11 protein-coding genes and 1 CRISPR repeat array are annotated in these 14,072 nt (G+C 39.6%); of the genes, 4 read left to right on the top strand and 7 right to left on the bottom strand.

Annotated elements, in window-relative coordinates:
* Window positions 1–11: 11 nt before the first annotated feature.
* From CD03_RS32865 to CD03_RS0108070, 4 genes are all read right to left on the bottom strand, one after another.
* Entirely contained in the window at window positions 12–2,456 is a 2,445-nt protein-coding gene (locus tag CD03_RS32865) for a GH116 family glycosyl hydrolase (RefSeq protein ID WP_052377730.1), read from the bottom strand.
* A gap of 90 nt (window positions 2,457–2,546) precedes the next feature.
* Window positions 2,547–3,380 (bottom strand): carbohydrate ABC transporter permease, encoded by an 834-nt coding sequence (locus tag CD03_RS0108080; protein WP_027293213.1) that lies wholly within the window; start codon window positions 3,378–3,380, stop codon window positions 2,547–2,549.
* On the bottom strand, window positions 3,373–4,287 hold the full coding sequence (locus tag CD03_RS0108075) for a carbohydrate ABC transporter permease (protein WP_027293212.1): 915 nt from the start codon (window positions 4,285–4,287) through the stop codon (window positions 3,373–3,375). Before CD03_RS0108075 ends, CD03_RS0108080 begins: the two co-directional genes overlap by 8 nt.
* Window positions 4,288–4,399: 112 nt before the next feature.
* Window positions 4,400–5,788: an ABC transporter substrate-binding protein gene (locus CD03_RS0108070; RefSeq protein ID WP_027293211.1), complete on the bottom strand. Its 1,389-nt coding sequence runs from the start codon at window positions 5,786–5,788 to the stop codon at window positions 4,400–4,402.
* A 333-nt stretch (window positions 5,789–6,121) separates the two neighbouring features.
* Here CD03_RS0108070 and CD03_RS0108065 point away from each other — a divergent pair, with 333 nt between their 5' ends.
* From CD03_RS0108065 to CD03_RS0108050, 4 genes are all read left to right on the top strand, one after another.
* Complete coding sequence (locus tag CD03_RS0108065; RefSeq protein WP_027293210.1) at window positions 6,122–7,873, top strand: cache domain-containing sensor histidine kinase; 1,752 nt, start codon at window positions 6,122–6,124, stop codon at window positions 7,871–7,873.
* Between the two features lie 15 nt (window positions 7,874–7,888).
* Window positions 7,889–9,433 (top strand): response regulator, encoded by a 1,545-nt coding sequence (locus tag CD03_RS0108060; protein WP_027293209.1) that lies wholly within the window; start codon window positions 7,889–7,891, stop codon window positions 9,431–9,433.
* Between the two features lie 314 nt (window positions 9,434–9,747).
* Entirely contained in the window at window positions 9,748–9,951 is a 204-nt protein-coding gene (locus tag CD03_RS0108055; RefSeq protein ID WP_027293208.1) for an ATP-binding protein, read from the top strand.
* Complete coding sequence (locus CD03_RS0108050) at window positions 9,948–10,529, top strand: 4Fe-4S binding protein (RefSeq protein WP_027293207.1); 582 nt, start codon at window positions 9,948–9,950, stop codon at window positions 10,527–10,529. The genes CD03_RS0108055 and CD03_RS0108050 overlap by 4 nt, the downstream gene beginning before the upstream one ends.
* 140 nt (window positions 10,530–10,669) lie before the next feature.
* Window positions 10,670–12,054: direct repeats of the CRISPR family, unit length 30 nt; unit sequence GTTTCAATACATCCTATATTACTATTAATC.
* A 176-nt stretch (window positions 12,055–12,230) separates the two neighbouring features.
* Here CD03_RS0108050 and cas2 read toward each other — a convergent pair.
* From cas2 to CD03_RS0108030, 3 genes are read right to left on the bottom strand one after another with little or no spacing between them, the layout of a single operon-like run.
* Window positions 12,231–12,521 carry a CRISPR-associated endonuclease Cas2 gene (gene cas2, locus CD03_RS0108040; RefSeq protein ID WP_027293206.1) on the bottom strand — a complete coding sequence of 97 codons (291 nt, stop codon included), beginning with the start codon at window positions 12,519–12,521 and terminating at the stop codon, window positions 12,231–12,233.
* A complete protein-coding gene (gene cas1b, locus CD03_RS0108035) occupies window positions 12,521–13,519 on the bottom strand; it encodes a type I-B CRISPR-associated endonuclease Cas1b (protein WP_027293205.1) in 999 nt (332 codons plus the stop codon). Before cas1b ends, cas2 begins: the two co-directional genes overlap by 1 nt.
* Before the next feature lie 59 nt (window positions 13,520–13,578).
* Complete coding sequence (locus CD03_RS0108030; RefSeq protein ID WP_027293204.1) at window positions 13,579–14,070, bottom strand: CRISPR-associated protein Cas4; 492 nt, start codon at window positions 14,068–14,070, stop codon at window positions 13,579–13,581.
* Between the last annotated feature and the right edge of the window lie 2 nt (window positions 14,071–14,072).

The raw sequence follows: 14,072 nt of genomic DNA, 5'->3' as shown, positions 1-14,072 counted from the left end.
ATTCATTCCTCTTATAATTCATCTAACTGATTCTCTTTGCCGTAAAGAGTAATCAATTCTTTTTCGATACCATCCCCGCCATTTTGTTTCTGTAAATAAATGCCCCAGGATGTTCCATTGGAATAAAAACAGCTAAAGTCTTCCTGCCTGATACAAGGCTGAAACGAAATCTGATTTTTCCCCAGATCAAACCTGTAGCCGGACAGAGCTGTCAGCAATCCCCAGGCTGCCATAGATCTGGCATAATGATTTCCACATTCCATCTCATTGTAAGGACTTCTTCTTTTCCCGTTATATCGGTTCCTGATTCCGCCTACGATTTTTAGCCCTTCTTCCACAAATCCTTCATAGATTAAATGCACCGCCACCTGATATTCTATTCCCGTCCAGATCTCATCGCTGTATACAAACGGTTGTTTCGGTCTGCCTTCAAATGGCCAGGTGCAAAGGACAAGCCCGCCTTCATCCTGATAAGCATAAGTACGCTGCACGCTTTCGTGCTCCTCTAAAACTTCCTTGAAGTTAAAATCAAAAACTGATTTAATTGCTTTTTTAACATGTTCCTTAGGCAGCACATAGCCCAGTCCGTAAACATGTGCCAGTTCCTGCCCCAACAACTGGTCGGAAAGACATCCTTTGCCATATTGGTATTTGTATTTATTAAGATCTTCCGGGTCTATTTTCTGCTCATAATAACTCCCATTCCACAATGTCAGATCCATGGCACGGCTTCCCTTATAGGCCCCTTCTCTGCAGGCTGCCGCACGCTTTACATCCCCAAGGCAGTCTGCCATCCTGGCACATGCTTCAAGTGCCGCATACAGCATAACATTGGTCAGTGAATTCAATCCATAAAATTCTATATCGTATGTATTGTGCTGTGTCCCCTCCATAACAAAGTCCCCGTCCATATCCCATGTACGAAGGGCATAATCAAGTGCTGCCATCACTTTCTCCCAGATCTTTCTAAGGAATTCTTCATCCCCGGAAAGTTTCCATTCCCTGTATACTCTCAAAATGCTGCCCAATTGTCCATCTGCTGCCGGCAGCATATCCCATTTTTCGCCGTCCAGAAGTCTTTTAGCACGAAAAGCCATCTTTCCATCTTCATCTGTTTCGGTTAAAAACTCCGTATATCTGGCGCTTCGTTCCAGCTCAGGAAATAAAAATGCCAGTGCCTGCGCATAATTCCATACATGGGTACAGGTACCCGCGCAGCTTCCTGCGTGTTCAAAGCATCCCTCCCATCCGAAAAAGCTCCCATCCTGAATGCGAAAACAAGTCGTGGACCGCATAACGGTAACTGCTGATACCAACGATTCCACTACGTCTGCCGTCAGAGTACTGCTATATAAAGCATCGGCAAACTTCCTGCTGTAACCGATCAGATATTCTTCTTCCTTATGCAGATAGCAGATGCTCTCTGTCGCCTCTTTCCATACGGTGCTGTAGTAGTTCTTCCAGATTTTGCGGTGACCACAATCATCCGGGGTGCTGTGTCCATCCGGCCACCATCCATACCTGTTCGGAAAATTCCAGGAAATATAAAAAACAAACTCTTTTTCTTCACCCGGCAGAATTTCTTCCATTGCCGCTACTGATCCAACATAGCGGTCTGCATAAGTTGCCTGAATATTTGATCCAACGGCATCTGAAGAAACATCTTCCTGCAGTCTCCCATCCTCTCTGAAATCCTGCCAGAATTCCTCCGCTCCATCCCACCAGCCGCCAAACTGCCACAATGGCTTTTTTGTCACATTTTTATTAGCTGTTGCAACAGCCAGGCTTCCCTTGGTAACCGTTTCGTCCCGTCCGTCCACTCCCATTTCCACACCGGATATGCCCTCTTTTCCAAATGACCTGTTATAGGGGATTCCCTCCTGATACAGTCTGTCATACCCATCATAATATGTCATTCCTGCAAAATTATAGAGTGTGGAACAAACAGAGACCCTGGCTGCCTTGTTACTTTGATTTTGAATGGTATATTTCATGCGAAATGCCGGTATCCCTGAATTAAGGGCATCCAGTGGTATAAACGGAGTAACCGCTTCCAGCTTTACATCCAGGGGAAGATCTTTTTTTTCAAACTGATAATAGTAAAAGGGATAATTTGTCCGGACAAAACAGGAATCAAATCTGGGCAATCCCAGAAGTTCTCCGGTTGGATGCCCCAAAGCACGGCTGCTGATTCCTTCCGGTTTTCCCTCCAGCACAAGCGCCCTTGGCTTCTCATCCCCAAACTGCGCCCATAAAGCAAAAAAGGTATATGGTATTTTCAATCCTTTATCCGGGTGGTTCATCATTTCAAAATCGCATAATCTTCCGCTTGCATCAAGCGATACATTCCCTGTGCCGATTCCTCCAAGCAGTGCACGAAATGCCAGGTCATCCGAACGGTATGTTTTAGTATTTTCTAAGATAACGGCATCTCTGCGCCAATTGTTTTCTATCATTTTAACTCCTCCTTCGTCGCGTGTTTCCATCTGGTTCATTACATAATTAATGGGAGGCTCTAGAGCGTGAAAATTGCTTTCTGACACGCTCTAGCATTTCAGCCCCGACATCACTGCACTCTGCAGAATATGTTTCTGCCCGAAAACATATAAAAGCGTGGGTACAATCAGTGAAATCGTTACCCCGGCAAGTACCACCGATGCACTTCCGGTGTTCATTGCTCCGCTCAATGTTTTCAGTCCAAGGGGGAGCGTCATTTTATCATATTTAGATAAAAAGATCAGCGGATTGATAAAATCATTCCAGGAAGCCAGGAAGGAAAGCAGAGATACCATTATAATAACGGATTTTGACATTGGTAAAAATATTCTCCACCAGATCTTCAGCCTGCTGGCACCGTCAATATAAGCCGCTTCTTCATAACTTGCCGGAATCGTCATCATAAACTGCCTCACAAAAAAAATGTTAATTGGACTGATCACTGCGGGCAGGATTAATGCTGCATGTGTCCCTACCAGCCCCAATTTGGACATTACTAAGTAAGTGGGAACCAGTTTTGCCTGGGTTGGTATCATCATACCTGCCAGAATAATTATAAATACTATGTTTTTCCCTTTAAACGGTATACGTGCAAAAGCATATCCTGCCATGGTTGTGATTATAATGTTGGATGCTACTACAATTACCGCAATCTTTAAACTGTTAAATATACATTTTGCAAAAGGGAAGGAGGAAAATACCGCTATATAATTTTCATAGTGAAAGCTGGTAGGAAAAAATGACGGCGGCAGCTTGAAGGAATCCGCCGGCAGCCGCAGTGAAGTAGAAATAACCCAGGCAAATGGCGCCAGCATGATAACACATAAAATAAACAGAAAAATCTGTAATACAATCTGAGGTAATTTTGCTTTTAATTTATTCATAATCATACACCACCCACTTATTCTGCCCTATATACTGCACAACCGTAATTACCAGTATAATCAAAAATAGGGCAAATGATATCATTGCGCCGTATCCGATATTCATTTCTTTAAATGCAGTCTGATAAATCTCCAGTGCAACTGTTTTGGTTGCCGATCCCGGTCCGCCGTTTGTTAACAGAAATGGCTCATCAAAAATCTGAAACACACCTACAATGTTTGTAATTACCACAAAAAAAATGGTTGGTGTCAGCAATGGTATTGTGACATGAAAAAAAGTATGTAAGGTGCTGCTCCCATCTATTTGAGCTGCTTCATAGTAAACGTCCGGTATATTCTGCAACCCGATGAAATAGTATAGAAATGTCGTACCGATAAATTTCCAAAAACTAAACAAAGCAATGGTAAAATAAACCACGGTACGATTGGTCAGCCATGGAATACTGGTACCCCCGAACATCCGTATAAAATAATTAATTACACCCGTATCAGTTGCAAACATGTAACCCCATGCAATGGCAACAGATGCGGTGGTAACAACTGTAGGAAAATAAATAGCCGTTCGGAAGAAAAATTTGAATTTTTTTGCCCGGTAGACCAGAAATGCCAGAATGACTCCCAAAATACAGTGTATCGGCACCAGGATTAACAGAAATTTAAATGTATTCCCAAAGGCATTTAATACCCCTTTATCCATAAACAGCTTTTTGATATTTGCTAATCCCACAAATTCCGGTGCTCCAATCAGATTGTACTTGAAAAAAGAAAGTACAAAGGAGAGCACTATCGGAAGCAGGATAAAGCAAAGAAACATAATAATAGCAGGTGCCAGAAACAGATACCCCGATAAATTATCCTTCCTCTTTTTCCGATTGGCATATTTCGGTTCTTTCTTTCTATTTTTCATATTCTCCTCTCTTTCTCACTGAGCCTAGAAAGGCCTGCTTACTTGTGATCGGCAGGCCTTTCTGATAAAACTATTCAACCCCGGCATGTCAGCGGCTGCCGGAATTTCCGTTTCACTTATTCTCTGCTAATACTTCGTTCATCTGTTCTGCTGCATCATCTAAAGTTTCCTGCACATCTGCCTGATTTACCAGTATTTCCGAAAGCGCTGTCGTCACAATGTTAGAGCACTCGGTAAACTGCGGAGGTGCACTGACCGGCTTGTACGCTGTAGTAGTAGAATCCTTATAGAAAATTTCACAGTTTTCCGGTATCCCCAGGGAATCAATCTTTTCTTGTGCAAGGGAATTAGATGCCGGGATATTTCCTGCGGTGAGATATTTACCGGCAAAATCTTTCTGGGACATCCATCCTGCCAGATCTTTTGCTTCCTTCAGATGTTTGGATCCTGCCATGGTAAAGATACCGTCAACACCAAAGATCTGCTGGTTTTTCTGGAAACTTGGAAGATACTGCACTGCAACGCTCTTAAAATCACTTGCAATGTAGTTTGCAGTCGGCCATCTTCCCCATGATCCCATGGCACACTGGCCATTCATAAGCTGTTCAATCGCACTTACATTTTCTTCCGGAACCGGTGCATAACCATATTTATAAATCAAATCCTGCATCAGTTGGAAGATCTCTGCCGATTCCTTGGAATTAATAGTGGATTCAGTAAAATCCTCATTCATGTATGCTGCATTATTATTTAACAGCCAGGCTTCCGTGCAGAAATATTCCCCGTAAGGCAGTGCAATGGCATACTGCTTTACACCGTCTTTTTCCGTAGTTAGTTTCTCACAGTATTCTAAGAACTGGTCTTTATTCCAATCCGCCGGAGGCAGTTCCAGATTTGCTTCCTTCAGCCTATCCGTATTCATATGCATTACCACATTATTAAATGAAAACGGAAGTGCATACGTTTTTCCATCGGCTTTAAAAATCTCCTGATGTGCCGGATTCGTATCATCAATAACATTCTGTGCAAGCTGCGGATTTTCTGCTATCCAGTCATCAATCGGTGCCGCTATATCCATACCAATAAACTTGCTTACTCCTTCAATTGCCAGAATAGCGCAGTCAAGGTCTTCCCCTCCTCCTACCATCGTCTGAATCTTGGTACAGTAATCCCCCCAGTTTGCAGCAATGAAAATGGTTTCTACCTTTACCCCCGTTTCGTCTGTATATTCTTTCAGTAAATTATCCAGTGATTCCTTCGTGGTACCATCACCGCACATTGCTAAAGTAAGGGTCACGTCCGATTTGCTTTTTTCCGGTTCTGCCGCTTTGGTTTCTTCCCCTGCCGCCTTTGTTTCTTCCTTTGCCTCCCCGGCCTCGCTTACAGCTTCTGATCCCGTCGTTTCCTTTCCTCCCGCTGCCGGTTCCTGTCCTCCAGAACAAGCGGTCAGCATCGTGATTGCACATGCTGTTAACATCGAAACTACTACTTTCTTTTTCATGACTTTTCCTCTCTTTCTTCATCCCGGCAGCCAGATCCAATTCTTAAAAATGCTCCGGATACCATCTGTTTCCGTTTATTTCTTCGTGGTAACTATACTATATCTTTGATTGACAAAAAAATAAATGAATTATTCGATAGTGACTGGTAATATTCTTGTGTCTTTTTGAATTTTCTATTACATTCAACTCAATACCTGATATTTATGATATAATCCGATCATAGTTTTCTATTATTTTAAATGTACCGGTATGTCATCAGCCAATGCTGATCTGAACCAGAGCCTGCCTGTCGGTGGCACAAATAATGTACTTCTGCATAACGGAGGATTATCATGAGACATATAAACATTCATTCCATGTGGATCAAATGCTTTTTCTTTATTTTTTTCCTGATGGCACTTCCAATTATTATTATTTCCTACGCCTCAAAGGAATACACCAGTGATACGATGCTGGAACAAAAGCGTCTGTCCGATTTAAAAGATCTAACCTCTTTAACCTCCACGCTGTCTATCTATCTGGATTCTATCGAAAACCTGGGTAAGCAGATTGTAAGTGATATTTCCTTCGATGATTTGGCTTCCATTCTGGAAAACGGTATGGAATATCAGGGTGCAGATCTTCCTTCCTCAGAAAAAGTTTTATCCTCTTTTCGCAGTTATACTGCAAATTTTCCTACTATCAGCCATATCAGCCTAATGAATAAAAATGGCTGTTTTATACAGGAAAACACATTAAACCGGGACAGGCTCACATATTTTTTTAATCCTACACTATTAAAAAAACTGGCCGCTTCCCCGATGTCCTGGACACCCTCTTTTTCGGTAGAATACAAGGATTCCAATTCCGTAGAGCGGGTAATCTCCCATGTAATTCCACTCAGGGATAAGTCGGATAATTTAACCGGATATCTGGTGCTGTTTGTACCTACATCAAATATACGCAATCTCCTGCTGCCTTTTGAAGAAGGAACCCTTGTACTGGAAAACAGCCGTATACTGGCGAGCATGCAGAACGTCCCTTTTTACAAGGATGTCTTTCAGCTGTATAACATAAACTATGGCTATCTTCTTGCAGAAAGCAGTGTCATTGTGCCCACCAAAAATAACCCACTGGTTATCACAACGAAGAATTATGATCGTTTGGGATTTCAGTTAGTTATTGTATCTTCCTATGACGCACTGGAAAAAGCTGTATTATCAAATGTTCCCAGTATTTTATTTGTAGGGCTGTACGGTCTTATTTTTTCACTTTTATCCGCTCTGATCCTTTCCAGACATATAACCAGGCCAATCCTTTCCCTGAAAAAGGTAATGAATACTACAAAATCAGGAGATTTCGACACACGTGTAAAAATCAAAGGCAGGGATGAAGTGGCAGAACTGGGCATTACTTTTAACGCCCTGCTGGATACCATACAGGAATTATTAGAGACGCAGAAACGCAGCCACCGGCAGCAGCAGCAAATCCAGTTCCAGTTGATTCAGGAACAGGTAAAGCCTCATTTCCTCTACAATATGCTGGAAACCATAAACAGTATGATCCGCTGTGACCTGAAAGAAGAATCCATCCAGGTAGTCTCCAACCTTGCAAATTTCTACCGCATTAGCCTGAACAATGGTGCAAACGTCATCAAAGTATCCCAGGAACTTGAACTGATGGAGCATTACCTTCTTCTTCAAAAACTGCGGTATATAGAATTTATGGATTACACCCTGGCATTTTCCCCGGCCATCTATGACTATGCAATTCCGAAGCTGACTTTACAGCCATTAATAGAGAATGCCATCTATCATGGACTGAAAGAAAAAGGAAGTGCAGGTATGCTCTGTGTCTCCGGCTTCCTTGAAAACGGTATTCTGGTATTTGAAATTTTCGATACGGGAAGAGGCATCAGTGAACAGAAAATACAGGAGATTAAAGATTCTGTATTTAAAGATGAGGAAATTGATAATTACTTTGGAATTGCAAGCGTGCTGAAACGTCTGAATATCTTCTGCAATAATCAGGCAGCTCTGCAGATAGACAGCGTAGAAACAGAATATACCTGCATCACAATCAGCTACCCGCCCACCCCTATGTGAAAGAAGGAGCATTTTATGTTGAAAGTATATTTAGTAGATGATGAATATTACGTCAGAACTTCCCTTTGCAAAAACCTCCCCTGGGAAGAAAATGGTTTTCAGGTTGTCGGAGAGGCGAACAACGGAAAAACCGCTCTGGAGGAGATAAGTGCACTTTGCCCGGATATAGCCATAATCGACATCAATATGCCTGGATATAATGGATTGGAACTGATCAGCCTGCTGTTGGAACGGGGAATTGACTGCAAATACATCATTTTAACCGGTTATAATGAATTTAAATATGCCCAACAGGCAGTCCGACTGGGAGTCTCTGATTACATCCTAAAACCCATAGACTATACACTGCTGCTGACAACCTTAAACGAACTGAAAGAGGACATTCTGTATGCTACCTCCCTACATCGTAAAATTAATGACCTGGAAACAGAAAAGAAGGAACTCCTGCTGGAACAATATTACAATGATCTGGTTAATTGTAATCTCAGCAGCCACGGTTCCATTTATTATGACAAAGCAATTCTCTCAGAAAAAGATTTAATACCCGGTTATAGCTGCTATACCATAGCAATCATTCAGGTGACACCTCCCTTGCTCTTAGTTGAACTCCAGGAGATTTTGGATCAGTTGGCTTTTCAAGATTTTCTCTTCTTCCACGATATTAAAAAGAGAATTTTTTTCATACTGGATTCCTCTAACCGCAAGGAGGCAGATTCCTTTTTAACAAACCTGTACCAGTCTTTAAAAAAGCTGCTGCTTTCCCCCTGCATTGGAGTCGGAAAGCAATGCCACAACTTTAACCAGCTTTATCTTTCCTATAACGAAGCACAGATTGCACTGCAAAACCACTCTCTTTTGGAAAAAGAAATTATTTATTATGAAGAACTGAAAACCTCCACCGATTATCACAAATTAGACGTAAAAATTCAACATCGCCTGAAAGCCTGCATTCTGAGTAAAAATATAAAAGGAACGGTTCAGATTCTCAATGAATTCTTTGATTCTTTTCTGCACAGTGAGTATTTGTTCCAGGCTCTGATTTTTAGTACCATCGACCTGATTCACATTCTGGTAGATGCACTGAGCAGCCAGCTTTCCATGCCGGTTTCCATACTGAAGAATTCAGACAATATACTGGACATCTTAAATAATTTTACCGATATGGCGGGAATTCGGGAGTGGACCATTCAGACTTATGTGGCAGCAATCCAAAATATACTGTCTTCTACTACAAATTATTCAAATGTAACTACGAAGATCGAGTGCTTTATTCAGGAAAATTATTCAAATCCGGAACTCACTATCCCAATGATCGCAGAACAGCTCTATCTGAACTACAGCTATCTCTGCTCCTGTTTTAAGAGAGATAAACATATTACAATCAATGATTATTTAAATAACCTTAGAATCAGCAAAGCGGTGGAACTGTTTCAAAATGGCATTGATAACGTTACCTACGTTGCTGAGAAAACCGGTTTCAACAATTCCGGATATTTCAGTAAGAAATTTAAGAAGGCCGTAGGACTTACACCAAGCGAATATATAAAGACAGTCAGTTGACCTGCATTTCACATACTTGACTGAGACCATCTCGCAACCGTTAGTATTTCAAACTTCTCTTTAGAATGCTAATCTTAAAGACTATTTACATCCACAACCTGCACATCAACTTCCTGCAGATGCTTTTGCTCCGCAAATGCCGGCGCTCCCTCTCATTGCGTCACATCCTTTCACAATAAGAAAAACCACATAAGTAAATTGCTGAACATTTATCAATGTGGTTCCACGCTAATAAATTTTTTTTGTGATTTTATCACAGAACTTCCTCTGCACTCATGATATAGTACTATCAAACACTTGAATGGAGGAACAATATGGTTAAGAGAAAAGCACAAGTCAACCAAAATGATTGCGTAGCCTGCGGGGCATGCCAGAAGGTCTGTCCGAAATCCGCACTGTCAATCCATAGAGGCTGCTATGCTCTGGTAGACGAAAATTTATGTGTAGGATGTGGACTATGCACAAAAGTCTGCCCCACAAATGCGATCGATGTCATTAAGAAGGAGGTAACCTTATGAAGCAAAAACGCTGGTACGATTATCTTTGGCTATGGTCCATCATTTTCTTTATCCTGGGTTTTTTCAATATTCTTTTTGCCTGGCTTGGTATGATTGAATTTATATTACCTCTGGCAATATCCTTATTTGCCAAAAACAAGGCCTTTTGTAATTCATTTTGCGGCAGAGGGCAGCTGTTGAACCTATTAGGCAGTAAATTCAAATTGTCCAGAAATAAACCCACCCCAAAATGGATCTATTCCAAATGGTTTCGTTACGGTTTCCTAATCTTTTTTTTGGTGATGTTCATACAGATGGTATTTTCAACCTATCTGGTATTTTCAGGGGCAACCAGCCTGAATACGGTTATTAAATTGCTATGGACCATCAAAGTACCCTGGCATTGGGCCTACACCGCTAATCTTGCATCTCCCTGGATCGCCCAGTTTGCATTTGGCTTCTATAGCATTATGTTGACATCAACTATCCTCGGCATTGTCGTAATGCTTTTATACCGCCCCCGTACCTGGTGCTCATTTTGCCCCATGGGAACAATGACCCAGATGATATGTAAAGCGCATAACCATAAGGAACAGTAAAGAAGCGCCTTATTTATAAACGCCTCAGTGTGGCTCGCACTGAGGCGTTTGGCTTGTCTTGTACATTCACATATTTGATTTAATATATCTTATATGGATATTAATGTTAGCGGCTAGACTTCTAATCACTTCGGTTGTTAGTTTTAATACGTTCTATATTACTATTAATCAATTCAGAATCAGAATACGTATATCTCACCATAATGTTTCAATACATCCTATATTACTATTAATCTAAATATGTGTTAAAAGATCCGCTTCCTGCTGAGTTTCAATACATCCTATATTACTATTAATCTTTAAAGCATATTTGGAAGAGATGGGAATTAATTTGTTTCAATACATCCTATATTACTATTAATCGCGAACGAAAATACCGGCCAGCTTATTCCGATTAAGTTTCAATACATCCTATATTACTATTAATCAATGCTCCGACAGCAACCACTAATCCAGCTACGGCGTTTCAATACATCCTATATTACTATTAATCCAAAGGATGGCGTGGATCTGGCAGAAGGAACAATGTTTCAATACATCCTATATTACTATTAATCTAGGACAGCATATACAAAACATGATAGTGATTACCAGTTTCAATACATCCTATATTACTATTAATCTAAACGTAAGCCGTGGGGCTTTTGTGTTTGACAAGTTTCAATACATCCTATATTACTATTAATCAACTGGTCTGTGCACATTGCGAAGGAAATTAATTAGTTTCAATACATCCTATATTACTATTAATCGATATAAGGAAGAAAAGAAACTTAATAGAGATTGTTTCAATACATCCTATATTACTATTAATCGGTGCAGCATTAAGCAATTTCAATATGACATAGAAGTTTCAATACATCCTATATTACTATTAATCGGGTAAAACGACAAGAGGCAAAAATAAAAGCCTCTGCGTTTCAATACATCCTATATTACTATTAATCGAAAACGACAAAGATAAGGGAGGCGATCTGGATGGCGTTTCAATACATCCTATATTACTATTAATCTATATCTATCTCCAGAAGATGGATCAAACCAATACGTTTCAATACATCCTATATTACTATTAATCTAGCCCCTGTGCATTTTTAAAAAGTCCATGAAAAGTTTCAATACATCCTATATTACTATTAATCTCGTACACCCGGCAGTTAATTTGCAGTTCGTCTAGTTTCAATACATCCTATATTACTATTAATCAGAATATCTTGAACGGTTAAAGGCACAACGGTGTTTCAATACATCCTATATTACTATTAATCTTCTTTCTGTCATCCACTAACATCATGTCGAAAAGTTTCAATACATCCTATATTACTATTAATCTGTAGTCGGTGGAAAAGAACTGGCAATGCTGAATAGTTTCAATACATCCTATATTACTATTAATCCGGACGAACCTCCACTTTTTGATTTTGGAGAGTCGTTTCAATACATCCTATATTACTATTAATCGGATTAAGAAATGAATGGGGGTATAAAATATGAAGTTTCAATACATCCTATATTACTATTAATCCAACGCATTTCCACCATTCTTCCCCTTAACTATACCCCAAATCCCCCATAAAATCAACCCTTTCCACATATTTTCCCAGGCGCCAATGATTTTCATCCATTATCCTTCACATCTCTGTTTTTTCCTATATCTACAGTCTTTTTCAGACTTTCCTTATACAGGCACCTGGTAAATTATTATAAGATTAAATCCTCTCCCGTCGCAACATCACGCTTTCCCAGAATCTCCTCTCCAAACACATTATCATTCATTAATTTAATAATACATACAAAATCTTCTTCTTTGTCAATGACCTTATTTATATCTGTTCTGAGTTCAATCAACTTAGAAGGTGTAATTTCTCCACGAAATACGGAATACTGAAAATGTGATAAATATTTTTTGCAAACTTTAAATACCTTCTGAACCCGTTTTTCATTGACGTCATAAAATACAAAAGCATAATTATAAGATGGCTGTTTTTTCATTAAATTCCCTCCTTAAGCGAGAATGGAATAAACTCTTTATCTTCCAGCACAAATTTGATTAATTTATAGCAATCTAATTTAATTGCAGTTCGGTAGCTCACTTTTCTTTTTAATCTTGGATGGACAAAAACGGATTCCATACGCTGTTCAAAGGCTTCCACAAAAACTTTACGTCCCTCCTCATTCAGAAGACAGTAATTTACTTTTTTGTCAAAATGTTTTTCTACCTGTAAACGACGGTTATTTACTAAATCAAATATGGTTTTATACACGATGACTGGTTTAAAAACCTCGCTCATATCAAGACTTAATGAAAATCGCCCTTCTGATGGTTCATGCAGATAACTAATCCTCTGGTCCAGATGTGTCCGATAAATTGCTGAAATCGTTTTTGTATATAGCAGTGTATTACCAAATGAAATTAATGCATTGATGGGATTATCCGGCGGACGCTTTACTCTTTTATTCATAATAAAGTCTTCCGGCAGAAAATATTTAAATGTTCCATAAAATTTAATCCATGCTTCTCCTTCGTATGACATTAACTCTGCAGGAGTTTCTGCTCTTTGAACCCGACTGGGAAATTCTTTTTTTAACCAGTCTATCGTTTCTTTTACCTCTTTCTTTTCATGCTTATAATAATGGTACAGCACTTCTCCCATATTAACCCCAATACCATTCACAATAGCTTTTGCAATTTTCATTCTGGTATTATGGTATGCCTCAACCTGTTTTACAAGCAGTCGGCCGCTATTATAATGATTTCTCGGATAAAATGTCCCACTGTATCCTTCATAGTAGTTAAAGAAATGGACGATTACCTGATTTTGACTGAAAAAATCCAGTAATTTCGTGTTAAATGATACCTCATTTAAGCAATAAATTTCTTTTGTATTTTCAATTGGAATATAAATATTTTTTCCATCTTTCCGAAAGCACAGGGAATTATCTTTTCTTGTCAATTCCCCCATAGACATTAAATATTTTGTAGATCCCATGTTTTCCTCCTTAGCCTGACAATTTTTCAAAGCATAATACTGAATCAGCTTTATTCATCTTAGATACAGCAATATTCATAATAAGCACATTTTTTGCACTGGGTCTTTCCTATCCCCTCCGGAACCTGATCACAACTCAGCATTGCTACTATTTCTTTTATATATTCTTCTAATTTCCGCTCCTCTTCCTCCCCAAGTTCAACGATTACAATCTTTTTGCTGCTTTGCTTTTTTTCCACAAATTCTAACTTTCCTTTTCGTACTATCCCTTTCTCTTTTAAGACCTTAAGGTAGTACAGCAGCTGCCACCTGCTGGCTTCCAAATCAGCATCTGATTTTTTTACTTCTGTAAGATATTCCGCCGTTAATTTATCTAATCTGATATTTTCTATTGCTATTTCTGTATCCTTTCCTTGAGCTTTTTCTTCATGAATTGCTTTTCCAATCTTTACAATCTCGCTGTTATCTTCCAGATTTAAACGGCTGCCATGGAGATAACACTGACGTTTACAGTGAAAATAATAATTAATTAAAGTTCCATTTACCTGCATTT

The organism is Robinsoniella sp. KNHs210 (genome assembly GCF_000686105.1).
Classification (GTDB): Bacteria; Bacillota; Clostridia; order Lachnospirales; family Lachnospiraceae; genus Robinsoniella; species Robinsoniella peoriensis.
The sequence above is the reverse complement of the archived record's forward strand: the minus strand, read 5'-3'. Positions and strand labels throughout refer to the sequence as shown.

What these genes read in the sequence shown, in the direction of transcription:
- CD03_RS0108030 (WP_027293204.1), bottom strand. Translation starts at nt 14,070, where the DNA reads ATGCAGGTAAATGGAACTTTAATTAATTATTATTTTCACTGTAAACGT.
- CD03_RS0108080 (WP_027293213.1), bottom strand. Translation starts at nt 3,380, where the DNA reads ATGAATAAATTAAAAGCAAAATTACCTCAGATTGTATTACAGATTTTT.
- CD03_RS0108055 (WP_027293208.1), top strand. Translation starts at nt 9,748, where the DNA reads ATGGTTAAGAGAAAAGCACAAGTCAACCAAAATGATTGCGTAGCCTGC.
- CD03_RS0108070 (WP_027293211.1), bottom strand. Translation starts at nt 5,788, where the DNA reads ATGAAAAAGAAAGTAGTAGTTTCGATGTTAACAGCATGTGCAATCACG.
- cas2 (WP_027293206.1), bottom strand. Translation starts at nt 12,521, where the DNA reads ATGAAAAAACAGCCATCTTATAATTATGCTTTTGTATTTTATGACGTC.
- CD03_RS0108075 (WP_027293212.1), bottom strand. Translation starts at nt 4,287, where the DNA reads ATGAAAAATAGAAAGAAAGAACCGAAATATGCCAATCGGAAAAAGAGG.
- CD03_RS0108060 (WP_027293209.1), top strand. Translation starts at nt 7,889, where the DNA reads ATGTTGAAAGTATATTTAGTAGATGATGAATATTACGTCAGAACTTCC.
- CD03_RS0108050 (WP_027293207.1), top strand. Translation starts at nt 9,948, where the DNA reads ATGAAGCAAAAACGCTGGTACGATTATCTTTGGCTATGGTCCATCATT.
- CD03_RS32865 (WP_052377730.1), bottom strand. Translation starts at nt 2,456, where the DNA reads ATGATAGAAAACAATTGGCGCAGAGATGCCGTTATCTTAGAAAATACT.
- cas1b (WP_027293205.1), bottom strand. Translation starts at nt 13,519, where the DNA reads ATGGGATCTACAAAATATTTAATGTCTATGGGGGAATTGACAAGAAAA.
- CD03_RS0108065 (WP_027293210.1), top strand. Translation starts at nt 6,122, where the DNA reads ATGAGACATATAAACATTCATTCCATGTGGATCAAATGCTTTTTCTTT.